General features: G+C 66.7%; 19 protein-coding genes and 1 pseudogene. 13 read left to right on the forward strand and 7 right to left on the reverse strand.

The window, feature by feature from the left end:
* Positions 1–57: 57 nt before the first annotated feature.
* Entirely contained in the window at positions 58–5,505 is a 5,448-nt protein-coding gene (locus AC58NV_RS19750) for an alpha-2-macroglobulin family protein (RefSeq protein WP_497228660.1), read from the reverse strand.
* A 150-nt stretch (positions 5,506–5,655) separates the two neighbouring features.
* On the opposite strand from AC58NV_RS19750, the gene AC58NV_RS19755 reads away from it, so the two are divergent.
* Positions 5,656–7,917, forward strand: coding sequence for a response regulator (locus AC58NV_RS19755; protein ID WP_497228661.1), 2,262 nt, complete (start codon positions 5,656–5,658; stop codon positions 7,915–7,917).
* Positions 7,918–7,999: 82 nt separating this feature from the next.
* Here AC58NV_RS19755 and yaaA read toward each other — a convergent pair whose 3' ends face one another.
* From yaaA to AC58NV_RS19770, 3 genes are all read right to left on the reverse strand, one after another.
* Complete coding sequence (gene yaaA / locus AC58NV_RS19760; RefSeq protein ID WP_497228662.1) at positions 8,000–8,764, reverse strand: peroxide stress protein YaaA; 765 nt, start codon at positions 8,762–8,764, stop codon at positions 8,000–8,002.
* A 41-nt stretch (positions 8,765–8,805) separates the two neighbouring features.
* Positions 8,806–10,872 (reverse strand): DNA helicase RecQ, encoded by a 2,067-nt coding sequence (gene recQ / locus AC58NV_RS19765; protein WP_497228663.1) that lies wholly within the window; start codon positions 10,870–10,872, stop codon positions 8,806–8,808.
* Positions 10,873–11,060: 188 nt separating this feature from the next.
* Positions 11,061–11,348: a YggT family protein gene (locus tag AC58NV_RS19770; RefSeq protein WP_366662337.1), complete on the reverse strand. Its 288-nt coding sequence runs from the start codon at positions 11,346–11,348 to the stop codon at positions 11,061–11,063.
* 205 nt (positions 11,349–11,553) lie between these two features.
* On the opposite strand from AC58NV_RS19770, the pseudogene AC58NV_RS19775 reads away from it, so the two are divergent.
* The 12 genes and pseudogenes from AC58NV_RS19775 to AC58NV_RS19830 all read left to right on the forward strand — a co-directional run.
* Positions 11,554–11,961: pseudogene (locus AC58NV_RS19775) on the forward strand (acyl-CoA thioesterase); the annotation flags it as partial.
* Entirely contained in the window at positions 11,844–13,445 is a 1,602-nt protein-coding gene (locus AC58NV_RS19780; protein ID WP_497228724.1) for an MFS transporter, read from the forward strand. The pseudogene AC58NV_RS19775 and the gene AC58NV_RS19780, both read left to right, overlap by 118 nt.
* On the forward strand, positions 13,442–14,311 hold the full coding sequence (gene mepA / locus AC58NV_RS19785; RefSeq protein WP_497228664.1) for a penicillin-insensitive murein endopeptidase: 870 nt from the start codon (positions 13,442–13,444) through the stop codon (positions 14,309–14,311). Before AC58NV_RS19780 ends, mepA begins: the two co-directional genes overlap by 4 nt.
* A complete protein-coding gene (locus tag AC58NV_RS19790; protein WP_497228665.1) occupies positions 14,284–15,195 on the forward strand; it encodes an esterase-like activity of phytase family protein in 912 nt (303 codons plus the stop codon). The genes mepA and AC58NV_RS19790 overlap by 28 nt, the downstream gene beginning before the upstream one ends.
* Positions 15,196–15,398: 203 nt before the next feature.
* Positions 15,399–16,034 carry a queuosine precursor transporter gene (locus AC58NV_RS19795; protein ID WP_497228666.1) on the forward strand — a complete coding sequence of 212 codons (636 nt, stop codon included), beginning with the start codon at positions 15,399–15,401 and terminating at the stop codon, positions 16,032–16,034.
* A 264-nt stretch (positions 16,035–16,298) separates the two neighbouring features.
* Positions 16,299–16,718 carry an alternative ribosome rescue aminoacyl-tRNA hydrolase ArfB gene (gene arfB / locus AC58NV_RS19800; RefSeq protein ID WP_174148376.1) on the forward strand — a complete coding sequence of 140 codons (420 nt, stop codon included), beginning with the start codon at positions 16,299–16,301 and terminating at the stop codon, positions 16,716–16,718.
* A 65-nt stretch (positions 16,719–16,783) separates the two neighbouring features.
* The gene (locus tag AC58NV_RS19805) at positions 16,784–17,530 is read left to right on the forward strand and encodes an SDR family oxidoreductase (protein WP_497228667.1); all 747 of its coding nucleotides are present in this window, start codon (positions 16,784–16,786) and stop codon (positions 17,528–17,530) included.
* On the forward strand, positions 17,527–17,880 hold the full coding sequence (locus tag AC58NV_RS19810; protein WP_497228668.1) for a cupin domain-containing protein: 354 nt from the start codon (positions 17,527–17,529) through the stop codon (positions 17,878–17,880). Before AC58NV_RS19805 ends, AC58NV_RS19810 begins: the two co-directional genes overlap by 4 nt.
* Positions 17,881–17,963: 83 nt before the next feature.
* Positions 17,964–18,986 carry a P1 family peptidase gene (locus tag AC58NV_RS19815; RefSeq protein WP_497228669.1) on the forward strand — a complete coding sequence of 341 codons (1,023 nt, stop codon included), beginning with the start codon at positions 17,964–17,966 and terminating at the stop codon, positions 18,984–18,986.
* A 109-nt stretch (positions 18,987–19,095) separates the two neighbouring features.
* Entirely contained in the window at positions 19,096–19,572 is a 477-nt protein-coding gene (locus tag AC58NV_RS19820) for a c-type cytochrome (protein ID WP_497228670.1), read from the forward strand.
* Between the two features lie 152 nt (positions 19,573–19,724).
* Positions 19,725–20,267, forward strand: a complete 543-nt coding sequence (idi, locus tag AC58NV_RS19825; protein ID WP_497228671.1) for an isopentenyl-diphosphate Delta-isomerase — start codon at positions 19,725–19,727, stop codon at positions 20,265–20,267.
* A gap of 78 nt (positions 20,268–20,345) precedes the next feature.
* Positions 20,346–21,602, forward strand: coding sequence for a flavin-dependent oxidoreductase (locus AC58NV_RS19830; protein WP_497228672.1), 1,257 nt, complete (start codon positions 20,346–20,348; stop codon positions 21,600–21,602).
* Between the two features lie 248 nt (positions 21,603–21,850).
* On the opposite strand, the gene glpK is transcribed toward AC58NV_RS19830, so the two are convergent.
* The 3 genes from glpK to panB form a co-directional block, all read right to left on the reverse strand.
* Positions 21,851–23,341: a glycerol kinase GlpK gene (glpK, locus tag AC58NV_RS19835; protein ID WP_497228673.1), complete on the reverse strand. Its 1,491-nt coding sequence runs from the start codon at positions 23,339–23,341 to the stop codon at positions 21,851–21,853.
* A 67-nt stretch (positions 23,342–23,408) separates the two neighbouring features.
* On the reverse strand, positions 23,409–24,269 hold the full coding sequence (panC, locus tag AC58NV_RS19840) for a pantoate--beta-alanine ligase (protein WP_497228674.1): 861 nt from the start codon (positions 24,267–24,269) through the stop codon (positions 23,409–23,411).
* 8 nt (positions 24,270–24,277) lie between these two features.
* A complete protein-coding gene (gene panB / locus AC58NV_RS19845; RefSeq protein WP_497228675.1) occupies positions 24,278–25,108 on the reverse strand; it encodes a 3-methyl-2-oxobutanoate hydroxymethyltransferase in 831 nt (276 codons plus the stop codon).
* Positions 25,109–25,215: the final 107 nt, after the last annotated feature.

A 25,215-nucleotide genomic window follows, 5' to 3' on the forward strand; every position in this document is an offset into this window, starting at 1 on the left:
GGCGATACTCGCCCACCCGCGGACGGGCGCTGCCCTCAGCTCTTTTCCTCCAGCGTTTCACTTCACGACCACGCGCCCCGTGCCGGTGCGGGCACGGTAGGCGGGGCGGTACATGTCCTCAACCGAGGCCGCCGGATGGTGGAACACGCCTGGCGTCACCGCGCGGACCACATAGGCCAGCGTCACCTGCGTAGCTTCACGCACATTCACCGCAGCCAGGAAGCGGTCGCTGCGGAATTCGGCGTGTTCGGCCTCGGCCGGGTTCAGCCAGTCGAGATCGCGCAGATCACCGGAGCGCAGCAGGTTCGGGTTGTCGATCTCAAACCCCGCAGGCAGCGGGTCATTGATCATCAGCCGGGCGCCGGTCTTCTCATGCGGCTTCACCCGCAGGACCGCGACGAAGCGCGCGCCGGCCTGAAAGGGCTGCACCTCCAGCGGCTGGCCCTCCAGCGTGTAGTAGCTGCGCTCAATGGTGTAGCCGAAGCCCCCCGCGGCGGGCGGGACCTTGGGCACGCCAAGGGTGGTGAGGGTGATTTCCGCGGTGCGGCCGCTGGCGGCGGTCAGCGCGAGTTCCGGCGCGTCTTGCCCGTCTGCCGCCAGCACAAACGGGCCCTGAACGGGCTGGCCGTTGAGCAGAAGACCGGAGTCTTCGGGGTTCTGGGCCAAGGCATGGGCCGCCATCAGGGTCCACGCGGATTCTTGTGTGGAGCGGATACCGCTGGCGTTCGAGAGCCGCGCCGACAGGCTGGTGCGGTCCACAGCCTCTGATCCGGCCTCTGCCGCCAGCGCCAGAACGCCTGCGGTGTCGCGCAGCCTTGTGCCGAAGTCGGCGCGCCAGAGGCGGGCTTCATTCCGCGTCTCATTGCCGATCATCTGCGCGGCGCGGGCAAACATCCGGTCGGCGCGGCGCTGGTCGCCATAAGCCGCAAGCGCTGCGCCCAGCTGGGCGGCGGAAAGGGGCGTGGCAAAGGCGTCTCCCTTCACATCAGCGTAATAGCGCAGGTCGCCCATCTGGGCGGCGCCTTCGCGGGCCAGCACCAGGAGGGCATAGGCGATCTCCTCGCCGCCCCTGTCGAAGTCGGCGGCGTAGTTGATGCGGTTGCGCAGGTTGTCCATTGCCTGGGCGAAGGCCTGCTGCGGCACCGCGTAGCCTTGGGCGCGGGCGCGGCTGAGGAAGTCGCTGGCATAGGCGTCGAGCCAGAACTCGCCGCTGTCGGCGCGCCAGAGGCCGAAGGCGCCGCTGGGGGCCTGGCGGGTCAGCACCTGGCGGATGGCGGCGTTGATGCGCGCGTCCACCGCCGGGCCGTTGCCCAGCCCCGCGGCCTGCGCGACACTGCTTAGGTAAAGGAGCGGCAGTGCCTTGGAGGTGACCTGCTCGGTGCAGCCGTAGGGGTACTGGTCCAGCTCCGCCAAGAGGCCCGGCACGTCGAATTTCGCCAGCGGGCCGGAGGAGATGGTGGCCCGGGCGGTGCCGGGGCGGAGGCCCGCGAAGACGTCCTTGCTGAACAGGAAGGTGTCGCCACCCGCCAGGGTGAAACGGCGGGTTTCCGAGGTCACCGGATCATTGGCGCGGACCGGCATCCGCAGGGTCTGGCGCAGGTCCTGGCCGTCCGGGGTGGTGAGGGTCAGTGCCAGCTCATGGTCGCCCACGGTTTCAGCCTTGACCGGCAGCTCCAGCACTGTCTTGCCCTGCTCCGCCAGAGTGACGGAAACCGGCAGGCTGCCCAGCGTCAGGCCGCCAGCGGTGCCGGCGCTGAGGGCCATCTCACCGGCGGGGCCGCCGGCATGGACGATTTCAATGCGGGCGCGGCTTTCATCGCCCGGCGCCAGGAAGCGCGGCAGGGAGGCGGTGACCACCACCGGATCGCGCACCAGCATGTCGGCCTCTGCCTGGCCCACGGCCTTGCCCGACCAGGCGACAGCCATCAGGCGCACGGTGCCGTTGAAGGCGGGCAGGGTCATCGGGAATTCGGCCTCTCCGTTGGCGCCCACTTTCAGGGGACCGGAGAACAGCGCCACGAGGTCCTGCGTTGGCGGCGGCGATTGCATCTTCATGCCGCTGTCGGCATCACCGCCGGAGCGGATCCGGCCCATCACGCCGTTGCCGGGGTCGATCAGGCGGCCGTAGACGTCGCGCAGCTCCATCCCCAGACGGCGCTGGCCGTAGTAATGCGCGCTGGGGTCGGGGCTGGTGAAGCCGGTGAGGTTGAGGATGCCGAGGTCCACCGCGGCGACAGTGAGCCAGACCTCCTCGCCCTCAGCCGCGCCATCCACGCTGATTTTCGCAACTTGGGTGCCGCGCGGGCGGGTGACTTCGGGGACGTCAATGGCGACCTGCAGTTGCTGGCCGGGCTGGGTGACGCTGGCGTGGGCCAGACCCAGCGCGCGCAGGGGCGTACGCCCCCGGTCTCCAGCCACAGGCTGGATCACGGTTGCGGTCACATAAGCGCCGCTGCCCCAGTCCTGCGTCACCTCCAGCGGGATCACGATTTCGCCGGCCGGGACCTCCACCGCCATGCGGTGGATCAGATGGTTTGAGACGACCGAGACCAGCGCCGTGCCGGCTGCTTGCGGCACGATCCGCAGGCGGGCGGTGTCGCCGGGGGCGTAGCTCTCGCGGTCCAGAGACAGCTCCAGCCGGGCGGGTGTCTCGGTGCTGCCTTCGGGTGCGTACCAGCCGGCATAGAAGTCATAGGCGGCAGAGGCATATGCGCCGTCGAGGCGTTCCACCACCAGTTCATAGCGGCCCCAGTCGACGGGCTGCGACAGCGGCAGCGGGTCGCTGCCCACCTGCGCCTCGCCGGTGGCGACGCGGGTGCGGCGGGTGATCGGCTCCCAGTTCCAGTTGCCGTAGATCTGATACCATTGATAGCGGGTTTCGACCCGGTTCAGGGTCCATTTCACGCGCATCGGCATGGGGGTGAGGTCGGGGGCAAGGGCGATGAGTTCGAAGCCTGCTTCAGAGCCTTCTGCCGCGACCTCGTCAAACTGCGGCTTGATGCCAAGGACCGGGCCTGCGGGCCGCACAGGCAGCTCCAGCGTGCGTTCCACCGGGCGGGCGGATCCATCGGCAACGCGGGTGGTGAGGCTGGCCAGCAGCGGCTTTCCCTCGGCCGGGGTGGCAGCGGGGAGGCTGGCGGAAATGACAGCGCTGCCGTCTGTGCCGGTTTCCTGGCCGCCGAAGTATTCGGTCTGGGCGGAGGAAGGTTCGTCATAGCGGCCGAAGCGGAAGCCGGGCCATTGCTCCAGTGTGTTTGCCGCGGTGAGGCGGATGCTGCCCTCCACCTTCAGGCCTGCGCCCGGCGCGCCGAACAGGTAGTCGGCTTGCAAGGTGATCTGCACGGCGCTGCCGGGCTGGAGGGCATCTGCATTCGTGACCTGCTGCGAAAAATCGATGCGCTCGGGCAGGAAATCCTCTACCAGGATCTGGCGGCTGGCGAGCGCAGGGGCCTTGAGGTCGCTCTTGATCTCAATCCGCCAGGTGCCGCGCGGGGCGGCGGGGCCGGTGGCGAGCGCAAAGACATGGCCGCCCTGATGGCCTGCGACGGAGGTCTGGCGGGTGTATTCCACGCCGTCGGGGCGCAGCAGGATCGCGGTGAGCGGCAGGCCGTCGATGGCCTGTGCTTTGCTGTCCCGCGCCAGCGCGGTCACATGCACGGTCTCGCCGGCACGGAAGGCGCCGCGGGTGGTGGCGAGGAAGACATCCACCGGCCCCGGCGCGGGGCGGCCGGCAACGCCGCGGTCCGACAGGTCAAAGGCCGCGTCATTCAGCGGCAGGAAGGTGAAGTCGCCCTCCCCTGCCCGCGCGGTGATCAGCGCAGGCGCTGCGCCGCCGGAGCCGCGGGTGAGGCCGGGGGCAAACTGCACATAGCCGCTGGAGTCGCTGGTTGCGGTCGCCAAAACCTCATTGGCGGCGGAGATCAGGCTGACCTCGGCACCCTCATGCGGTTTGGCATCCGCCAAGGATTGCACCTGCACATGAAGGCCGTCGCTGCCGGACATGGTGGAAAGGCCCAGAGAGGTCAGCACGAACCACTGGGTGGCGCCCGCGTCGTCATAGGGATCAGCACCCGGCACCCGCGCGGTGAGCGCGTATAAGCCCGGTTTCTGCCCATGTAGAGCCTCATCCAGCGGCAGACGGCTGGTCATCACCTGATTGATGGCGGTGTTCACTTCAGCACTGCCGGTCCAGATTTCCGCGGCGATATCCGCGGCGAAATGCTCATCCTCCCACTGGGACAGCGGCTTGGCGAAATAGCCCTCCTGCAGGGTGCGCAGCACATTGCGGCTGCTGACCCGGCGCAGGCGCAGGTCCAGTTCCGTGAGGTTCACGGTTTCCACCGGCAGCGCGGCCTGGCCGCCCGCGGGCAGCACATAGGCGCGGCCCGGGAAGCGGACCTGCGGGGCGCGGTCGCGCACGTAGTGGGTCAGCTCCACGTCTTTGAACAGCTGCTCGCCGCTGGCCGCGGGCAGGCCGCGGCGCAGGGTGATGCGGTAGCGCTTGCCGTGTTCCGCCCCGTCGAGGCACAGCTGGCGGCCCTGGGCGGTGACGGCGAGGCTGCCCTCGGGCAGGCGGACGTAGTTCTCGTATTCGGTGCCGGCCTGTTCCAGATTTTCGGAGAACTCGGCGCAGATGCGCGGTGCGGCGCTATCGCTTTCCACCGTGCTGGAGGTGACGCGGAAGCCGTACTTGGCAATTGCATCCTCCAGCTGCGCGGCGCGGGCGGCATCCGGCGCGATGTCCTGCGCCAGCCGCAGCAGCGGCAGCATGGCGCGGCCCCTGCCCTGCAGCTGCTGTGCATCAGCGGCCGCTGACAGCGCCTCAGCCTGGCTTTCCGGGGCACTGGCCCGCAAGTAGCCGTTCAGCGCGGCGGAATACGCCTGTGCGCGGTAGCGGCGCTGCTGGGTGCGGCTGCTACTGTCCTTGGCGGCGCGCAGCAAATACCCGGAGAATTGCGTCCAATCCGCGGCCTCATCGCTCAGCACAACCGCCTGCGCCATCCAGCGCAGGGCGGCCAAGGACTCGCCGCCCCGCAGCAGGGTGCGGGCGGCGGTGCGGGCCTCTGCCGCGTCATCCGTGGACAGCGGGTAGTCCAGCCCGAGGCTGCGGGCGAGGCCGGCGGCGTGCTGCAGCGCCTGCTCCGGAATGAAGTTCAACCGCGCGGCGCGCGAGGCTGCCGCGGCAGCCAGCCCGGATGCGGCAGGCTGTTTCACCGCGGACACGGCGCCTGCATAGGGGCTGGATTGCCCCAGCGCGGATTTGGGAAAACAGGCGTTGGCCCTTTGATTGAACACGAAGCCTGCGCAATCCGCCTGCGCCGAGCAGGTGCGGGCGCAGGATTCCACGTCTGTATCGAACAGCGGCTGCAGGTCGGAGCCGAAGAAATCAGTGTCCGCATACACGCGGTAGCGGAATTCAGGAACCGCCTGCTGCGCCCGGGCAGCGGGAAGAAACGCAAGAAAAGCAATAAAGTAGCATAAGGTAAAAGCAAACAGACGCGGCATGGCACCCTCCAATACTGGAGGCAGGCTGGCACGGGCTTAACGTCATAGCAAGATTCCTCCGCGTAACACTAACGCAAAGCAGCCCGGCTGCGTTTGCGCGCGGAATTAGCCGTGCGCCGTTCTTGTTTATGTATTGCGGAGAGTGCAGGGATGAGCCTTGCCGACAAATTAGCGGAAGAAAGGCGCGCCCGCCTGGCCGCCGAACGGCTGCTCGAGCTGAAGCAAGCCGAACTCTCTGCTGCCAACCGCAAGCTGGGCCGCCACGCGCTGGCACTGACCAAGCAGATCGGCCAGACCCAGGCTGAAGTCGCCACGGTGCGCGACGAAAACGCCAAGGTGAAATCCGACCTGCACACCGCCAACGAGAAGATCGAGACCGCCGAGCGGCGGCTGTGGCATTCGATCCAGGCCTTTCAGGACGGCTTTGCCTTCTTTGACGCCGCGGGCCATCTGATCGGCGCCAATACCGCCTATCTCAACATCTTCGACGGGCTTGAGGAGGTCACCCCGGGCATCACCTATGAGCGGATCCTGGAGCTGCTGATCGAAGAGGGGCTGATCAGCACCGGCAGCATGAAGGCCAGGGACTGGCACGCGATGATGACGGAGCGCTGGCGCTCCGATTCCCCGGAACCGGTGGTGGTTCAACTGTGGGATGAGCGGTATCTGCGGCTGATCGACCAGCGCGGCCACGGCGGCGACGTGGTGACGCTGGCGCTCGATATCACCTCGACCGTGCACTATGAGCAGGAGCTGCAGGACGCCCGCGCCCGGGCCGAGGCGGCCAACCGGGCCAAATCCGCCTTCCTCGCCAATATGAGCCATGAGATCCGCACCCCGATGAACGGGGTGGTGGGCATGGCCGAACTGCTGAACGATACCGACCTGAACGACGAACAGCGGCTTTACGCCAGCACGATCAAGAACTCGGGCGAGGCGCTGCTGGTCATCATCAATGACGTGCTGGACTATTCCAAGATCGAGGCCGACAAGCTGGAGCTGCATCCGCAGGAGTTCGACCTGGAGCGCAGCCTGCATGAGGTGGTGATGCTGCTGCAGCCCACCGCCCGCGACAAGGGGCTGGCGCTGCTGGTGGACTACGACCTGTTCCTGCCGACGCGCTTCACCGGCGACCCGGGCCGGATCCGGCAGGTGCTGACCAACCTGGCCGGGAATGCGGTGAAATTCACCAAAGACGGCCATGTGACCCTGCGGGTGACCGGCATCACCTCCCCGGAAGACGGCCAGTGCGCGGTGCATGTCACCATCGAGGACACCGGCATCGGCATCCCGGCAGAGAAGCTGGAGCATGTGTTCGGCGAATTCAACCAGGTCGAGGACGAGCGCAACCGCAAGTTCGAGGGCACCGGCCTGGGGCTGGCGATCTCCAAGCGGCTGATCGAGATGATGGGCGGCGAAATCTGGGTCGACAGCGAAGAGGGCAAGGGGTCCTGCTTCGGTTTCCGCCTGCCGCTGCCGGTGACAGGGCCGACTGAGCAGGCGCTGCCGAAACTGCCCGGCAGCCTGCGCCATGTGCTGCTGGTGGACGATGTGCCTCTGAACTGCGAGATCCTGCAAAAGCATCTGCAGATGCTGGGAATCCAGGTCACCACGGCGGGCACCGCGGGCGCCGCGCTGGCGGCGATGCAGGAGGGCATCAGCCTGGTTCTCAGCGGCCACAACCTGCCGGGGCTGGACGGGCTGCAGCTGGCCCGCGACCTCAGGTCTTCCGGCTGGGCCGGGGTGCCGGTGCTGCTGCTGAACTCCAGCCCGCATGCGGCCATCGGCGCCGATGTCCGGCAGCTGGTCAGCGGCGTGCTGCAAAGCCCGGCGCCGCGCGACGATCTGTTCAGCCAGCTGGCCCGGCTCAGCAGCCAAGCCCCGGTTCCGGCACCAGTCCGCTCCCCGCCCGCGGCGGCGCCCGGGCCCGCCGCAGCCGCGCCCTTGCCGGCGGCCCGGCCTGCAGCCCCCGGTCTGCGCAAGATGCGGGTGCTGGCCGCGGAGGACAACAAGACCAACCAGCTGGTGTTCCGCAAGATCGTGAAGGAGCTGAACATCGACCTGCAGTTCGCCGGCAACGGGCTGGAAGCGGTGGAGGCGTTCAAGAGCTTCCGCCCCGATCTGATCTTCATGGACATCTCGATGCCGATGATGGACGGCAAGGAAGCCACCGCGGAGATCCGCAGGCTGGAGGCGGGGACCGGCGGCCACGTGCCGGTTGTGGCGCTGACCGCGCACGCGATGGCCGGCGATTCCGAGGGCATTCTGGCCGCCGGGCTGGACCATTACCTGACCAAACCGCTGCGCAAGGCGTTGATTTTCGAGCAGATCCGCACCCATGCCCCCGCCGGCATCCAGCCGCTGGAGGCTGATGCCCCGCCCGCCCGGGCCGCGGCGGGAGGCACACACTGAGCGGCAATGCCCCCGTACCCCGCCTCTGGCCGCACGGGCGCACCGGCTACGCCGGAGCGGGCGGGCGCCTTGCCGCTATGCCTCAGGCCTTGCGCAGGAAGACGGGCTTGTCCGGTTCCGACATTTGCGGCTGATAGGCGTATCCGCCGGCATCGAAGTCCAGCAGGCTCTGTGCATCCGTCAGCCGGTGCTGAATGATATACCGCGCCATCGCACCGCGGGCGCGTTTGGCATAGAAGCTCACCACCTTCGGCGTGCCGTTCTTGTCTTCCATGAACACGGGCGTGACCACCCGCGGCTTCAGCACTGCCAGATCCACCGCGCCGAAATATTCCTGGCTGGCGCAGTTCACCAGCACCTCCGCGCCCGCGGCCTCTGCTTGCGCATTCAGCGCGTCAGAGATCTTGCGGCCCCAGAACTCATAGAGGTTCTTGCCGCGCGGATTTTTCAGCCGCGAGCCCATTTCCAGCCGGTAGGGCTGCATTGTGTCCAAGGGGCGCAGCACGCCGTAAAGGCCTGAGAGGATGCGGAAATGCTCCTGCGCCCAGGCCATTTCGCCGGCGTCCAACGAGGCGGCTTCCAGCCCCTGGTAGGTATCGCCGGCAAAGGCCAGCGCCGCCGGGCGGGTGGCGTCTGTTTTCGGGTCGGCGGCAAAGTCCTGGAAGCGGGCATGGTTCAGCTTGGCCAGATCCTCGCTGATGTGCATCAGCTTCATCAGGTCCGCCACCGATTGTTCGCGCGCCACATCCGCCAGTTCCACGGCGTCGTCATGCAGCGCGGGCCAGGTCATCTCCTGCTCCCGTTCCGCCCAGTCCAGCTTCTTGGCCGGAGAGGTCACTACCAGCATATCTGCCCCCTTTGGTGCCTTGCCCGTTTCTTGGCGCGACCCTAGCCCGCGCCGCGCAGGACGTCCAGAAACGCCGCCGCGAAACGTTCGGCGCGGCGCTCCCCCAGCAGCCTTGCGAGGCCGTCCTCGTCGCCCTCGCGCAGCTGCGCCACCTTGGCCAGCAGCGACGCCGAGCAAGTGAGCGGTTTCAGGGTGCCGCATTCACCGCGCGCCAGCTGCGCCTGCACTTCCAGAAGCCCGTCGTAGATCGAGCCGGACTCACGCCCCGCCAGCTTGCGCCGCGCCGGATGCAGCTGCTCAGCCGTGCCGGTGATCACACCCAGGAAATCATCGCCATAGCGTTCCAGCTTCTTGGCGCCGACACCGTTGATGCGGGCCATCTGGTCGAGGGTTTCCGGGCGCATCTCCGCCATCTCGATGAGGGTGCGGTCGGGGAAGATCACATAGGCCGGCACTTTCTGCGCCTCGGCCAGCGCCCGGCGCTTGGCCTTGAGCGCGGACAGCAAGGGCGCGTCCTCCTCGGAGACCAGCGCCTTCACGGCCGGGCGGCGGTCGGCGGATTTGATGGTGTCGCGGCGCAAGTCAATGGACTGCTCGCCGCGCAGGATCGGCAGCGCGGCCTCTGTGAAGCGCAGGGCGCCGTGGCGGTCCGGGTCGGGCCGCAGCAGGTCGTGGCCCATCATCTGCCGGAACACCGCCTGCCACTGGCGCTTGCCGAATTCCTTGCCGCAGCCGTAGACCGACAGCTCATCATGGCGCTTGGCCCGGATCCGCTCGTTGTCGGCGCCCAGCAGGATGTCGATCAGATGGCCGGAGCCGAACCATTCCTCTGTCCTTAGCACCGCCGACAGCGCTTTGCGCACCACGGTGGTGCCGTCAAACACATCAGCGGGCGTGTCGCAGAGGTCGCAATTACCGCAAGGCTGTGCCTCTTCGCCGAAGTAGCCCAGAAGTTTCTGGCGGCGGCAGTGCAGCGCCTCGGCGAGGCCCAAGAGCGCATTCAGGCGCGCGTGGTCGGCGGCGCGGCGTTCGGGCGGGGCGAGGCCCTCGTCAATCTGGGAGCGGCGCAGGCGGATATCGTCGGGGCCGAACAGGGTGAGGGTTTCGGCCGGCGCGCCGTCTCGGCCTGCACGGCCGATTTCCTGGTAGTAGGCCTCGATGCTTTTGGGCAGGTCGGCATGGGCGACCCAGCGGATGTCGGGCTTGTCGATGCCCATGCCAAAGGCGACGGTGGCAACCACGATCAGCCCGTCCTCGCGCGCGAAACGCGTCTCGACGATGCGGCGGTCCTCGGCCTCCATGCCGCCGTGGTAGAAACAGGCGGAATGGCCGGCCTCGCGCAGCGCAGCGGAAAGCGCCTCTGTCTTGGCGCGGGTGCCGCAGTAGACGATGCCGGACTGGCCCTTGCGGGCGGCGGCGAACTCCAGGATCTGGCGGCGCGGGCTGTCCTTGGCGCCGAACGCCAGATGGATGTTGGGCCGGTCGAAGCCGCGCAGGAAGCTGCGGGGGGCCTCGCCGTCGAACAGTTTCTGGACGATCTCCTCGCGGGTTTCCTGGTCGGCGGTGGCGGTGAAGGCCGCCAGCGGCACGTCCAGGGCGCGGCGCAGCTCGCCGATGCGCAGGTAATCGGGGCGGAAGTCATGGCCCCACTGGCTGACGCAATGCGCCTCATCCACCGCGATCAGGCTGACGCCGATGCGGCGCAGCATGCCCATGGCCGCACTGGAGGCGAGGCGTTCCGGGGCCATGTAGAGGAGTTTGAGCCGCCCGGCCTCAATCGCCTCCCAGACCAATTCGGTCTCTTCGTCGGTGTTGCCGGAGGTGAGGGCGCCTGCGTTGACGCCGGCCTCCTGCAGGGCGCGGACCTGGTCGCGCATCAGCGCGATGAGGGGGGAGATCACCACGGTGATGCCGTCGCGCAGCAGCGCGGGCAGCTGGTAGCACAGAGACTTGCCGCCGCCGGTGGGCATGATCGCCAGCACGTTCTCCCCGGCGGTCACCGCATCGACGATTTCCTCCTGCCCCGGGCGGAAGGCGTCAAAGCCGAAAATCTCGCGCAGGATCGGGGACGCGCCAGTCAGTTGTGCCGGGGATGCCGGGGCTGTCATGGGGGCGGTGTGCCTTGTTGTGGTGGTCTGCTCTTGCTTGGCAGGCACAATCCCACAGGAGGCATGGGGCGGCAAGGGGGCTTGCCTGCGTGGCTACGGATTTGGCCAGCCACAAAGGGCAGCGTCCGCCCGAGGGGGCGGACGGGCGCTGCCCGGCGTGCCGCCGGGCGGAACTTTTCAGGCTGGGTTCAGTAGAACGCCGAGACGTTGTTCACCAGGATGATGCGCAGCGCGTAGACGGCGACCAGAACCACCAGCGGCGCCAGGTCCAGCCCGCCCATATTGGGCATAAAGCGGCGCACCGGGGCGTAGAGCGGTTCCAGGATCCGGTTCAGCCCGTACCAGATCTGTGCCACCAGCTGCTGGTGCAGGTTCAGCACCTGGAAGTTGATCAGCCAGCTCATGATCACATGGGCAATGATGAAGAACCAGACGATGTCCAGGATCAGCATCAGGATTTGGAACAGCGAGACCATCGGTATTTCCCTCTTTCGAACAGCCACACAGGTAAGCAGACGCGGCGAAATGCGCAAGGCTTCCGCGAGGTTGCGGTTGACGCGCTGTAAACGGGTGGCATCACGGGCACATGCCATCAAGGAGCGCGCGCCGATGTACCCGATTGTCCGCCTGATCAAAGATACCGTTCTGGCCAGCCGGATGGAGCGGCTGCCGATCACCGGCATGCATGTGTCCAGCCACATCTGCTGGCCCTGGGACCTGGACATGTGGATGGAGCTGAACAACGGCCGCACCATGACGCTGTATGACCTGGGCCGCACCATGCTGGCGCAGCGGGTGGGGCTGATCCGCTGCCTGCGCGAACGCCGCTGGGGGCTGACGGTGGCGGGGTCCTCGGTGCGCTACCGCCGCCGCATCCGCGGCTTTGAAAAATTCGAGATGCGCAGCCGCACCGCCGGCTGGGACGGGAAGTTCATCTACGTCGAGCAGTCGATGTGGAAAAAGAACGGCGACTGCGCCAGCCATGTGATGCTGCGCACCGCGGTCACGGACAAAAACGGCATCGTGCCGCCGCAACAGGTGCTGGAGGCGCTGGGGCAGGACGCGGAAGCCTCGCCCGAGCTGCCGGGCTGGATCCGGGACTGGTGCGCGGCGGATGGCGGCCGGCCCTGGCCGCCGATGCAGGACAGACTTGCCTAGGCCCCTGCCCGCCTGCCATACCTGAAGGCAACTATAACAAGAGGCCGGGTATGCAGCAGGTGTCCACGCGCAAGCGGATCTGGGGATGGTGGTTCTTTGACTGGGCCAGTCAGCCCTACCAGACGCTGCTCGTCACCTTTGTGTTCAGCCCGTTTTTTGCCGCCGTGGCCGCGGAGTATTTCATGGGCCAGGGCCTGGACAGCGAGGGGGCCAAGGCGCAGGCGCAGACCGTGTGGTCGATGTGCCTGACCATAACCGGGCTGATCATCGGCTTCGGCGCGCCGTTCCTGGGGGCGCTGGCGGATATCACCGGCCGGCGGCTGCCCTGGATCATGATGTTTTCGCTGATGTATCTGATCGGCGCCTGGGGGCTGTGGTACATGGACCCGGGCGGCAGCAACCTGTGGTGGATGCTGGTCAGTTTCGGCTTTGGCTTCATCGGAGCAGAATTTGCCCTGATCTTTGTCAACGCGCAGCTGCCAACGCTGGCCAGCCGCGAGGATGTGGGCGACATTTCCGGCTCCGGCTTTGCCTTTGGCTACCTGGGCGGGGTGATTGCGCTGTTCATCATGCTGTTGCTGTTTGTGGAGCAGGGTACCGGCAAGACGCTCATTGGCCTCAGCCCGGCCCTGGGCCTGGATGCGGAGGCCAAGGAAGGCACCCGTGCCGTCGGCCCCTTCACCGCAATCTGGTTTGCCGTCTTCATGATCCCCTACTTCCTGTGGGTGAAGGACCAGGGCGCGACGGGGCGCAAGGCCAGCCTGGGCAAGGCCTGGCAAATGGTGGTCAAGCTGGTCTCCGGGCTGCGCAACAGGCTGAGCCTGGCGAGCTACCTCGGCTCCTCGATGTTCTACCGCGATGCGCTGAACGGGCTTTACGGGTTCGGCGGCGTCTATGCCAAGCTGGTGCTGGGCTGGGAGATCACCCAGATCGGCATCTTCGGCATCGTCGCCGCCTTTGCCGCCACCCTGTTCAGCTGGCTCGGCGGCAAGGCCGACCGGCGGTTCGGCCCCAAGCCGGTGATCATCGCCTCGATCCTGATCCTGTCTTTCGTCTGCCTGATCATCGTTTCCATGTCGCGGCACCAGATTTTCGGCGTGCCGCTGGCCGAGGGCTCCACCCTGCCGGACACGGTGTTCTTCGGCTGCGGCGTGCTGATCGGCGGCTTCGGCGGCATTCTGCAGGCGGCCAGCCGCAGCCTGATGGTGCGCCACACCAGCCCCAGGGACGCGACTGAGAGCTTTGGCCTGTATGGCCTGTCGGGGCGCGCCACCGCGTTTTTGGCGCCGATGCTGATCGGCGTTGCAACAACTGTCACCGGCAGCGCCCGGCTGGGGATCACCCCGGTCATCGGCCTGTTTCTGATCGGATTGGTACTGTTATTCTGGGTTCAAGGAGAAGGAGATCAGGGTTGAGACTGTTACTTGCCATCTGTCTGGCGGTTGCGGGATTATCGCTTCCGGCAAACGCGCAGACCCCCGCCAAGGCGCTGTTCGGGGCCAAGCCGAGCGCCTCGCAGCAGAAACCCGCGCCGTTCGGCTCCTACGCCAAGGGCTGCGTGGCCGGCGCCGAGCAGCTGCCGGAGACCGGCCCCACCTGGCAGGCGATGCGGCTGAGCCGCAACCGCAACTGGGGGCATCCCGCAGCGATCGATTTCGTCAAGGACCTGAGCAGTTTTGCCGCCAGGCAGCGCGGCTGGAAGGGGCTCTATATCGGTGACATCAGCCAGCCGCGCGGCGGGCCGATGCTGTCGGGCCACCGCAGCCACCAGATCGGCCTCGACATCGACATCTGGATGCGCCCGCCGGACCGGCTGAACCTGAGCCGCAGCGCGCGCGAGAACATCTCCTCGATCTCGATGCGCCGGGCCAAGGGGGCCTATGTCAACAGCAGCTGGAGCCGTGCCCATCATGAAATCCTGAAGGCGGCAGCGCAGGACAAGCGGGTGGCGCGGATTTTCGTGTTTCCCGGTGCCAAGGTGCAGATGTGCAATGACGAGAAGGGCGACCGCCGCTGGCTGCGCAAGATCCGGCCCTGGTGGGGCCACCACTACCACTTCCATGTGCGGCTGGCCTGTCCGCGGGGCGCCCGCGGCTGTGTTGACCAGGCGGCCCCGCCCAAGGGCGACGGCTGCGCCGATGCGCAGCAGTGGGTGAACAACATTCTGAACCCGCCGCCGCCGAAACCGGTTGACCCGAACGCGCCAAAGCCTAAACCACGGCGGGACTACACCCTTTCGGACCTGCCCCAGCAATGCGCCGCCGTTCTGCAATCAAACTGATCCTGGCTGTTGCCGCTGCCGCCGGCCTGGCGGCAGCCGGCTATGCCGCCAGCCGGCCGCTGGCGGCGGACAGCAAGGCGCAGTACCTGGGCAGCTATACCTGGACACTGAAAAAGCCCTGGTTCGGCGGTTTCTCGGCGCTGAAGATCACCGATGGCGGCCGCGCCATGGTGGTGCTGAGCGACCGGTCAACGCTGGTGACAACGGAAATTCAGCGCAGGCAGGGCCGGATTTCCGGCATCACGGCCCAAACCGCGCACCGTCTGCGCGCTTCGACCGGCAAGACCCTGCGCGGCTTTGCCGGCGACAGCGAGGGCCTGGCGGTCGCACCGGACGGCAGCCGCTATATCTCATTCGAGGGTGCGGCGCGGGTCGCCCGCTACCGCCGCCCGGACGGTCCCGCCAAGGTGCTGCCGCGGCCCAAGGGGTTCCGCAAGCTGCCGCCCAACAAATCGCTGGAAACGCTGGCCATCGATGCCCGCGGACGGCTCTACACGCTGCCGGAGCGCGCCTTTGACAATCACGGGCAGATCCCGGTCTGGCGCTGGAACGGGCGGCGCTGGTCGCGCCCCTTCAGCCTGCCGCCGCGCGGCGGCTTCCTGCCGGTGGATGCGGATTTCGGCCCCGACGGGCGGTTCTATCTGCTGGAGCGCGACCTGACCCTGCTCGGCTTCCGCAGCCGGCTGCGCCGCTGGGATATCACCGCTGCCGGGCCGGTGAATGAGACAACCCTGCTGCAAACCGGCCCCGGCACCCATGACAACCTCGAAGGCCTGTCGGTCTGGGCCGGCGGCAACGGCGAGATGCGCGCCACCATGGTGTCGGACGACAATTTCCTGCCGGTGCAACGCACCGAACTGGTGGAATACGCGCTGCCCCGCTGACACACGCCCCTGCGCCGCGCCAGCGGCGCCCGGCCCAACCGCAAAGGGGCATTCCCCGAATGCACCCGGCGCGGGCGGGAGCGCACGCCTTTCCTCCCCTTGCGCCCGGAAACCTTGCGGAACAGGCGCATGCAGTTTAAGGGGGCCGGTCTTTTGCTGCTGCGGAGCCCGCTCCGCGGCCCCGAAACAAACGGATCCTGCGCATGACCCGCTCGCATATACCCGGCATTCTTGCCATGGCCGCCGTGGTGGTGGCCTCCAACGTCCTGGTGCAATTCCTGTTCGGCGACTGGCTGACCTGGGGCGCCTTCACCTATCCGGTGGCCTTCCTGGTGACCGATGTGATGAACCGCGTCTACGGCGCCGCCGCGGCGCGCAAGGTCGTGGTGGCGGGCTTCATCACCGGGGTGATCTGCTCGCTCATCGGCACCCGGATCATGCTGGAAGGTGACGGTTTCACCTATCCGGCGGTGACCCTGCGCATCGCAATCGGCTCCGGCCTCGCCTTCCTCACGGCGCAGATGCTGGACGTCGCCATCTTCTCCGCCCTGCGCGAGGGCAAGTGGTGGCGGGCGCCGCTGGCCTCCACCCTGATCGGCTCCACCGTGGACACCGCGATCTTCTTCTCCGTCGCGTTTTCCCTCTCGCTGGCTTGGATCGAGCCGGCCAACGATACCTCCTGGGCGGGTGACATGCTGCCGCTGATCGGACAGGGTCCTCTGGTGCCCTACTGGGTCTCGCTGGCCTTTGCCGATTGGCTGGTGAAACTGTCCTTGGCGCTGCTCGCGCTTGTGCCCTTCCGCATCATCGTGCGTTCGTTAACCAAGAAGACCACATGATTTTGTTTTGACATCTGCCGAATCTGTGGCAGGCTGGGGGTACACGAAACATCAGAAAGGAGGTGCCCATTGTCTAGAGAAGCTATGGAGAGCAGTGCCGGAACAGTTCAGAAGGAGTGCGGCCGAGGCAGCCCTTGGTACGTATAGACCCCTGAATTGGTGCTGACCTAACCGGTGCACCTCCTATCATCTCGAAGGGCTGTTCCCCGCGTGTGGAACAGCCCTTTCGATTTTAAAGCCCGCGTTCCGCAAACCGTCACAGCCATGATCCGCATCAACGACCAAATCACCCTGCAGGACTGGGAAATGACCGAGAGCTTCATCCGCGCCTCGGGCCCCGGCGGGCAGAATGTGAACAAGGTGGCCACCGCCGTTGAGCTGCGGTTCGAGGCCGCCCGTTCGCCCGCGCTGGCGCCTGCGGTCAAATCCCGGCTGAAACGGCTGGCCGGGCGGCGCTGGACCAAGGAAGGCGCGATCATCCTGCAATGCGACGAGACCCGCTCGCAGCAGCGGAATCGCGAGATCGTGCGCGAGCGGCTGGCGGAGCTGGTGCGCAAGGCGCTGGTGGCGCCCAAGCGGCGGATCGCCACCAAACCCACCCGCGGCTCGGTCAAGCGGCGGCTGGAGGCCAAGAAGCAGCGCGGCGAGCTGAAAGCGACGCGCGGTAAAATCGACCCGGATTGAAACCGCGGATTGCACCCGGCGCACGCGCGGCCCATGCTGGCGCAAACAACCGGGAGGATCAGATCATGCGGCTGGACGGAAAAACCGCCATCGTGACCGGCGGCGCCTCGGGCTTTGGTGCCGGCATCGTGCGCAAGTTCCTGACTGAGGGCGCCCGGGTGATGATTGCCGATATCAACGGCTCTGCAGCAGAGGCGATGGCGGCAGAGCTGGGCGGCAATGCGATTGCGCAGACCGTGGATGTCTCGGACCGCGCCTCGGTCACGGCGATGGCAGAGGCGGCGCTGGCGGCCTTCGGGCAGCTCGATATCCTGGTGAACAATGCCGGCGTCACCCACCTGCCCGCGCCGCTGGAGGAGATCAGCGAGGCGGATTTCGACCGGGTGATGGGCGTCAACATGAAATCGGTCTATCTGACCGCCCGCGCCCTGGTGCCGCATATGAAGGCCAACCAGCGAGGCGCAATCCTGAATGTTGCCTCCACCGCCGGGGTGTCGCCGCGCCCCAACCTCAACTGGTACAACGCCTCCAAGGGCTGGATGATTACCGCCACAAGGACGATGGCGGTGGAGCTGGCACCGCACGGGGTGCGGGTCAATGCGATCAACCCGGTGGCGGGGGAAACGCCGCTGCTGAAATCCTTCATGGGAGAGGACACCCCGGAAATGCGCGCGAAGTTCCTGTCCACCATCCCGATCGGCCGCTTCTCGACACCGGAGGACATGGGCAATGCGGCCTGCTTCCTGTGCTCGGACGAGGCCAGCATGGTCACTGGCGTGGCGATGGAAGTGGACGGAGGACGCTGCATATGAAAACCGTGAATCTTGCCGAGAAGCTGGCAATGTTTTCCAGCCATTGGGACCCGCATGTGGTGGCGGATTACAACGGCAACGACGTGATGGTGGTGAAGTTTCAGGGCGAATTTCCCTTTCATCATCACCCGGACACCGATGATTTCTTCCTGGTGCTGGAAGGGGAGATGGTGATGGACATCGACGGCGAGCCGCCGCAGACCGTGCGCGCAGGAGAGCTGTTCGTGGTGCCCAAGGGCGTCATCCACCGCCCCCGCGCCGAGCAGGAATGCAAGGTCCTGCTCATGGAACCCACGGGGGAGCCGAACACCGGCGATCCGGCAACCGCAGCCCCCAAGCCGCGGATCTGACACGTCCGCCTTCTTCATTGCGAAAACACTCCCGCCGGAGGCAGCGCGCGCCGGCGCGCTTCATTCAAGAAGGACCAAACGACATGCTCCCCGGCCCCAAGAACCTGATCACCGACGTGCCCGGCCTCCTGGTCGGCAACGCCCAGGATGCGGCGCTGAAGTCCGGCACCACGGTGCTGACGGCGGACGCACCCTTCACCGCCTCGGTGCATGTGATGGGCGGCGCGCCGGGCACGCGGGAGACGGATTTGCTGGCACCTGACAAATCGGTGGCCAGGATCGACGCGCTGGTGCTGTCAGGCGGCTCGGCTTTCGGGCTGGAGGCCTGCTCCGGGGTGATGGATGCGCTGCACGCCAAGGGCCGCGGCTTTCCGGTCGGGCCCGCACGGGTGCCGCTGGCGCCCGGGGCGATTCTGTTTGACCTGCTGAACGGCGGGCAGAAGGACTGGGATCAAAACCCTTACCGCGCCCTGGGCCGGGCGGCCTTTGAAGGGGCGGCGGAGGACTTCGCCCTTGGCACCGCCGGCGCAGGCGCGGGCGCGCTGACCGCGATGCTGAAGGGCGGGCTGGGGTCCGCCTCGCTGGTGCTGGACACTGGCGTTACGGTGGGCGCGCTGGTGGCCGCCAATCCGCTGGGCGCCGTAACCACGCCGGGGGAGCGGCATTTCTGGGCCGCCCCGTTTGAAATCGGCGGGGAATTCGGCGGGCTGGGCCCGGACAAGGCCGCCGGGCTGGGCCGCACAGTGGAGAGCCGCAAGATCGAGGCCATTCAGAAACTGGGCGGCACCCCGCTGCCGCCGGAGCGCGCCAGCACCACCATCGCCATCGTCGCCACCGATGCGGCGCTGACCAAGGCGCAGTGCCAGCGCCTGGCCACGGCGGCGCATGACGGCATCGGCCGCGCCATCGTGCCGGCGCATTCCCCCGGTGACGGCGATCTGGTCTTTGCCGCCAGCACCGGCGCGAAGGACCTGGAGAACCCGGACGCAGAGCTGGGAACCCTTTGCCATGCCGCCGCGCTCTGCCTCAGCCGGGCGATCGCCCGCGCGGTCTATTGCGCCCGCCCGGAACCGGGCGATCTTCTGCCCTGCTGGGCCGCGCCATGAAACACCGCAGCTTCCTGCCGGGACTTTGATGCGCGTCAAACTGCCGGTTGACACTGCCGGGTAATAAATCATGAGTCACACCTGCCAACTCAGAACTGGAGCAAGCAATATGAAACCTCTTATGACCGCCGCCATTTTCGGCCTCCTCGCAGCCCCTGCCTTTGCCGAAGGCGACCCGGCAGCTGGCGAGAAGGGGTTCAACAAGTGCAAGTCCTGCCACATGGTGGTTTCCGACTCGGGCGATGTGATCGTCAAGGGCGGCAAGACCGGCCCGAACCTGTGGGGCCTGGCCGGCCGCCAGGCGGGCACCGCCGATGGCTTCAAATACGGCGATGACCTGGTCGCGGCAGGCGAAGCCGGGCTGGTCTGGGACGAAGAGAAATTCGTTGCCTTCGCCGCCGACCCCAAGAAGTTCCTGCAGGCCGAAACCGGCAACGCCAAGGCCAAGTCGAAAATGTCCTTCCGCCTGAAGAAGGGCGGCGAGGACATCTATGCCTTCCTGGCCAGCCACGGCCCGGCCCCGGCAGAGGAAGCCGCAGCCGAAGAAGGCGCGGCTGAGGAAGGCGCGGAAGCGGCCACCGAATAAGCCCTGAAACCGTCAAAGGCGGGTGTGAAGCCGCGGCATTTTCGCCGCGGCTTTTCGCGTAATTGCTTTCCGTGCCCGCAAACGTTAGCGGTAGTCTCTATAGCTGTCGAAATGCGGCAGGCCGCAGAACAAAAAACCGTCACGGACACAGCATGAGCCATATGATTCCCGCCTGGGTGAACGGTGAATTGACACCGGTTGACAAGCTGGCCGCGCATGAGCGCGGGCTGAAGCACAAGGCGGTCTCCGTCTTTGTGGTGAAAGGCGTGGAAATCCTGATGCAGAGGCGGGCGATGGGGAAATACCACACCCCGGGCCTGTGGGCGAACACCTGCTGCACCCATCCGAATTGGGATGAGCAGCCCTCGGCCTGCGCAGTGCGGCGGATGAACGAGGAGCTGGGGCTGACCGGCCTCTACCCCGAGTTCCGCCACCACCTGGAATACCGCGCCGATGTCGGCAACGGGCTGGTCGAGCATGAGGCGGTCGATGTGTTCCTGGCCCATGCCCACCGGCCGCTGCGGATCGCCGCCAACCCGGATGAGGTGATGGAAACCCGCTGGGTCGACTACCACGACCTGCTGGCCGAGGTGAGCCGCCATCCGGAGCGCTTCACCCCCTGGCTGAAGATCTACCTGCACAACTACGCCGACGTGATCTTCGGCCCCGACCTGATCATCGCCGGACGGCGCTGACCCCTTTTCTTCCCTGCCTGCTTGCCCTGCTGCGTGCGCCGTGGTTATCTGCCTGCGCAAATAGGGAGTATACTTATCATGTCCATCCTCATCGCCGGCGGCGGCATCGCCGGGCTGTCTCTTGGGCTGACACTGCATCAGATCGGGGTGCCGTTCCGTATCTTCGAGGCCGCGCGGGAGCTGAAGCCGATGGGGGTCGGCATCAACCTGCAGCCCAACGCGGTGCGGGAGCTCTTTGACCTGGGGCTGGAAGCAGAACTGGACGCCATCGGCGTGCGGACCCGGCAACTGGGGTTTTACAGCAAACTCGGCAGGACGATCTGGGAGGAGCCCCGCGGCTTGGGCGCAGGCTATGCCTGGCCGCAGTATTCGGTGCACCGGGGCGAATTGCAAATGATGCTCTACCGGGCTCTGGCGGAGCGGGCCGGGCCGGATTGCCTGGAAACCGGCGCACGGGCGGCCGGGTTTGAACACACGGGCGGCGGCGCCGCGCTGCTGCTGGCGGACGGGCGGCGGATCGAGGGGGCGCTGGTTGTTGCAGCGGATGGCATCCACTCCGCCCTGCGCGCGCAGATGGTGCCGGATGAGGGCGCGCCCATCTGGAACGGCCGCATCCTGTGGCGGGCCACCACAAGGGCGCCCGCCTTCAAGGGCGGCGCATCGATGGCAATGATCGGCCATGACCACCTGCGGCTGGTGGCCTACTCGATCTCTGCGCCGGATGCGGAGGGCCGCGTCATGATGAACTGGATCGCGGAGAAGAGCTTCGATCCTTCTGCGCCCTGGCGACGGGAAGACTGGAACCGGCCCGCGGACATCCAGGAGTTCCTGCCGGATTTTGCGGACTGGCGGTTTGATTGGGTCGACGTCCCGGCGCTGATCCGCGGGGCGGAGGTTGTTTATGAATACCCGATGGTGGACCGCGATCCGCTGGCGCGCTGGACGGTCGGGAACGTCACGCTGATGGGGGACGCCGCGCACCCGACCTACCCGGTGGGGTCGAACGGCGCCAGCCAGGCCATCGTGGACGCGCGGGTGATCGGTGCGAAACTGCTGGAGCACGGGGTGACTGCCGCCGCGCTCCAGGCCTATGAGGCAGAGGCGCGTCCGGTGACCACAGCAGTGGGCCAGGCCAACCGCGCTGGCGGCGGGCCGGACGGGGTGCTGCAGCGGGTGGAGAACCTCTGCGGCGGAGATTTCCGGGACATCAGCGAGGTTATTCCGCGTGCCGAACTGGCCGCCCATGCCGCCAAGTACAAGTCAATTGCGGGCTTCTCCATTGAGGAACTGAACGCGCGCCCTCCGACCATCCCGGCAGGCGCCCGCGTGAGCTGAAGCACTCCTGCGGCCAGCCGCGGGTCAAGGGCGGCAAAGCCGCCGTGCCGCAGGCACGGTTCACCCTTGAGGCGCGGATGGCGTGAACACACTCGATCAGGCGCGTTTAAGGGCAGACCTGCCCTTAAACCGCTTCTCAGCGGAAAAAACGCCGCGCAAAGCGCGGCGCTATGCCCAACTGTGAGGCACATTCTTTGAATGGACAGGAGCAGGCGGGAGCGCCCCGCCCTGCCCCTCACCCCGCCGGGTCAGACTCCAATCACGGCCTGGACAGCGCGCTGCCAGCGAGCATAGGCCGCTTCGCGCGCGGCGGGCTGCATCAGCGGCACGAACTGTCGGTCGAGCTTCCAGGTGTCGGCAAATCCGGTCTGGTCCGGATAAATCCCGGCGCGCATCCCCGCCAGCCAGGCGGCGCCGAGCGCAGTGGTTTCCTGCATCACCGGGCGGTCAACCGCGGCGCCCAGCAGGTCCGACAGGCTCTGCATGGTCCAGTCGCTGGCGCTCATGCCGCCATCGACGCGCAGGGTCACGGTGTGGTGGCTGTCGTCCTCCCAGTCGGCGCGCATCGCCTCATAGAGGTCGCGGGTCTGGTAGGCGACGCTTTGCAGCGCCGCGCGGGCAAACTCCGCCGGGCCGGAGTTGCGGGTGAGGCCGAACATGCCGCCGCGGCACTCCGGCTCCCAATAGGGCGCGCCGAGGCCGGTGAAGGCCGGCACCAGGATCACGTCCTGTCCCGGATCCGCCTTGGCCGCCAGAACGCCGCTTTCACTTGCCTTGCCGATGATCCCCAGCCCGTCGCGCAGCCATTGCACCGCGGCGCCGGCGATGAAGATCGAGCCTTCGAGCGCATAGGTGGGCTTGCCGTCGAGCTGATAGGCGATGGTGGTCAGCATCCGGTTCTTGGAGACCACCGGCTCATCCCCGGTGTTCAGCAGCGCAAAGCAGCCTGTCCCGTAGGTGGATTTCATCATTCCCGGCTGAAAACAGGCCTGGCCGATGGTGGCCGCCTGCTGGTCGCCGGCCACGCCCAGGATCGGGACCGGGCCGCCCAGGATCTCCGGGATGGTGGTGCCGAACTCCGCGGCGCTGTCCTTCACCTCCGGCAGCATCTGCTGCGGCACGTCGAGCAGGTCGCTGATGGTGCGGCTCCAGCGGCCCTTGCGGATGTCATACATCAGCGTGCGCGCGGCATTGGTGGCGTCCGTCACATGCGACGCACCGCCGGTCAGGCGCCAGATCAGGAAACTGTCCACGGTGCCAAACAGCAGATCACCTGCCGCGGCGCGGTCGCGCGCGCCGGGAACGGTGTCGAGTATCCATTTCACCTTGGTGCCGGAGAAATAGGGATCAAGCAGCAGCCCGGTGCGGTCCGCCACCATTTCCGCGTGGCCCGCCGCGCGCAGCTGCTCGCAGATGGCGGCGGTGCGGCGGTCCTGCCAGACGATGGCGTTGTGGATCGCCTTGCCGCTGGCCTTGTCCCAGACCACGGTGGTTTCGCGCTGGTTGGTGATGCCGATGCCCGCGATATCCGCGGCGGAGACATCCAGATCCGCCATCACCTTGCGGCAAACCGCAACGGTGGTTTCCCAGATCTCCTCCGGGTCATGTTCCACCCAGCCCGCCTGCGGGTAATGCTGGGTGAATTCCTGCTGCGCGGTGCCCGCGACCTGCATGCCTGCATCAAACAGGATTGCCCGGGTCGACGTGGTGCCCTGATCAATTGCCAGAATATAGGTCATCGGCTGCCCTCCAGTCTCCTCTGACCGGGGACAATAAACGCAAAGGTGCTACCGCTACCAGCCCCTACTAAAAATTTAGTTTAGATACTGCGATATTGTCGATCAGGCGGATGCCATCCATCCAGGCCGCGGCCAGCAGGCGTGCCGGACGGGTTGGAGTGTCCAACGCCTCCAGCGTTTCGGCGCAGCGCAGGTCGAAGTATTCCACATCGCCAAACCCTGCCTCAGCCAGTGCCTGCCGCGCGGCGGCCTCCAGCGGCGCCCAGGGTTCGCCCTCGGACGCCTTGGCGGCAGCTTCGCGCATGGCCGCATTCAACGCCGCAGCCTTGGCCAAAGCCTCCTCCGACAGACGCAGATTGCGGGAAGACATGGCGAGGCCCGAAGGCTCGCGCACGGTTTCGCAGCCAATGACCTCAATCGGGATATCCAGATCACGGGCCATGCGGGTCACCACCATCAGCTGCTGATAGTCCTTCTGGCCAAAGAACGCCTTGTCCGCGCTGGTCTGCAGGAACAGCTTGGCAACCACCGTTGCAACACCATCGAAGTGGCCGGGGCGGAAGGGGCCTTCCATCACCGCGGTGATGCTGCCGCCGACCGAGACATTGGTGGCATAGCCGTCAGGATAGATCTGGTCCGGGTCCGGAACATAGATCAGGTCAACACCGTACGGCGCGAGCTTCTCCGCATCCTCGTTCTCGGTACGCGGGTAGTTCGCTAGATCCTCCGGATTGTTGAACTGCTTGGGGTTCACGAAGATGGTCACAATCACCCGGTCGCAAGCCTGTTTGGCGGTCTCCACCAGCGACAGATGGCCAGCGTGCAGCGCGCCCATGGTCGGCACCAGGCCGATGGTTTCACCGTTGCGGCGCCATTCACCTGTCTTGGCGCGCAGGTCTGACAGGCGGCGGAGGATCGGGGCGGTCATGCCGGCACTCATCCTTTGGAGGGCGCTTGATCAGCGAACACGTGCTCTGCCGCGGGGAAGCTGCGTGCCCGCACTTCAGCGGCGTATTCGGCAATGCCTGCCTCTGCCAGCGGGCCAAGGTCGGCGTAGCGTTTGACAAATTTCGGCTTGAACGCGGTGAAAAAGCCCAGCATGTCGTCAACCACCAGGATCTGCCCGTCACATCCGGCGCTTGCGCCGATGCCGATGGTGGGGATCGCCACTTCGGCGGTGATCTTGTCGGCCAGTTTCTGCGGCACCTTCTCCAGCACCACGGAAAACGCGCCAGCATCCGCCACCGCGCGGGCATCGGCCAGCACGGCATCAGCCTGCGCATCGCGGCCCTGCACCTTGTAGCCGCCCAGGGTGTTGATCGACTGCGGCGTGAGGCCAATATGCGCCATCACCGGGATTCCGCGTTTCACGAGAAAGCGGATGGTTTCGGCCATCTCGACGCCGCCTTCCAGTTTGACCGCGGCGCAGCCGGTTTCCGCCATCAGCCGGGCAGCGTTGCGGAACGCCTGCTGCGGGCCTTCCTCGTAAGACCCGAAGGGCATGTCGATGACCAGCATTGCCTGGTTCAGACCGCGCGCGACCGCCTGGCCGTGCATGATCATCATCTCCATCGTCACGCCCAGGGTGGAGGTCAGCCCGTGCAGCACCATGCCGACGCTGTCGCCGACCAGCACAAAGTCGCAGTGCTTGTCCATCAGCCGCGCCATCGGCGTGGTATAGGCCGTCAGGCTCACCAAAGGGGTGCCGCCCTTGCGGGCACGGAGGTCTTCGGCGTTGGGCGCCTGTTTCTTGGCTGTCGCGCTCATAGCTGTCCTGTCCGCGGTTCTTAGAGTGGACACGGACTACCAATTAACGCCGCGTGCTTCCAGTGCGCGAAATGCCGCCCACCCTTGATTACGCTCGGGAAACAGGG

The organism is Leisingera sp. ANG49 (genome assembly GCF_059694505.1).

What these genes read in the sequence shown, in the direction of transcription:
- panB (WP_497228675.1), bottom strand. Translation starts at nt 25,108, where the DNA reads ATGAGCGCGACAGCCAAGAAACAGGCGCCCAACGCCGAAGACCTCCGT.
- AC58NV_RS19795 (WP_497228666.1), top strand. Translation starts at nt 15,399, where the DNA reads ATGACCCGCTCGCATATACCCGGCATTCTTGCCATGGCCGCCGTGGTG.
- glpK (WP_497228673.1), bottom strand. Translation starts at nt 23,341, where the DNA reads ATGACCTATATTCTGGCAATTGATCAGGGCACCACGTCGACCCGGGCA.
- AC58NV_RS19820 (WP_497228670.1), top strand. Translation starts at nt 19,096, where the DNA reads ATGAAACCTCTTATGACCGCCGCCATTTTCGGCCTCCTCGCAGCCCCT.
- AC58NV_RS19815 (WP_497228669.1), top strand. Translation starts at nt 17,964, where the DNA reads ATGCTCCCCGGCCCCAAGAACCTGATCACCGACGTGCCCGGCCTCCTG.
- AC58NV_RS19790 (WP_497228665.1), top strand. Translation starts at nt 14,284, where the DNA reads ATGCGCCGCCGTTCTGCAATCAAACTGATCCTGGCTGTTGCCGCTGCC.
- AC58NV_RS19750 (WP_497228660.1), bottom strand. Translation starts at nt 5,505, where the DNA reads ATGCCGCGTCTGTTTGCTTTTACCTTATGCTACTTTATTGCTTTTCTT.
- idi (WP_497228671.1), top strand. Translation starts at nt 19,725, where the DNA reads ATGAGCCATATGATTCCCGCCTGGGTGAACGGTGAATTGACACCGGTT.
- panC (WP_497228674.1), bottom strand. Translation starts at nt 24,269, where the DNA reads ATGACCGCCCCGATCCTCCGCCGCCTGTCAGACCTGCGCGCCAAGACA.
- AC58NV_RS19770 (WP_366662337.1), bottom strand. Translation starts at nt 11,348, where the DNA reads ATGGTCTCGCTGTTCCAAATCCTGATGCTGATCCTGGACATCGTCTGG.
- AC58NV_RS19830 (WP_497228672.1), top strand. Translation starts at nt 20,346, where the DNA reads ATGTCCATCCTCATCGCCGGCGGCGGCATCGCCGGGCTGTCTCTTGGG.
- AC58NV_RS19805 (WP_497228667.1), top strand. Translation starts at nt 16,784, where the DNA reads ATGCGGCTGGACGGAAAAACCGCCATCGTGACCGGCGGCGCCTCGGGC.
- arfB (WP_174148376.1), top strand. Translation starts at nt 16,299, where the DNA reads ATGATCCGCATCAACGACCAAATCACCCTGCAGGACTGGGAAATGACC.
- yaaA (WP_497228662.1), bottom strand. Translation starts at nt 8,764, where the DNA reads ATGCTGGTAGTGACCTCTCCGGCCAAGAAGCTGGACTGGGCGGAACGG.
- recQ (WP_497228663.1), bottom strand. Translation starts at nt 10,872, where the DNA reads ATGACAGCCCCGGCATCCCCGGCACAACTGACTGGCGCGTCCCCGATC.
- AC58NV_RS19755 (WP_497228661.1), top strand. Translation starts at nt 5,656, where the DNA reads ATGAGCCTTGCCGACAAATTAGCGGAAGAAAGGCGCGCCCGCCTGGCC.
- AC58NV_RS19810 (WP_497228668.1), top strand. Translation starts at nt 17,527, where the DNA reads ATGAAAACCGTGAATCTTGCCGAGAAGCTGGCAATGTTTTCCAGCCAT.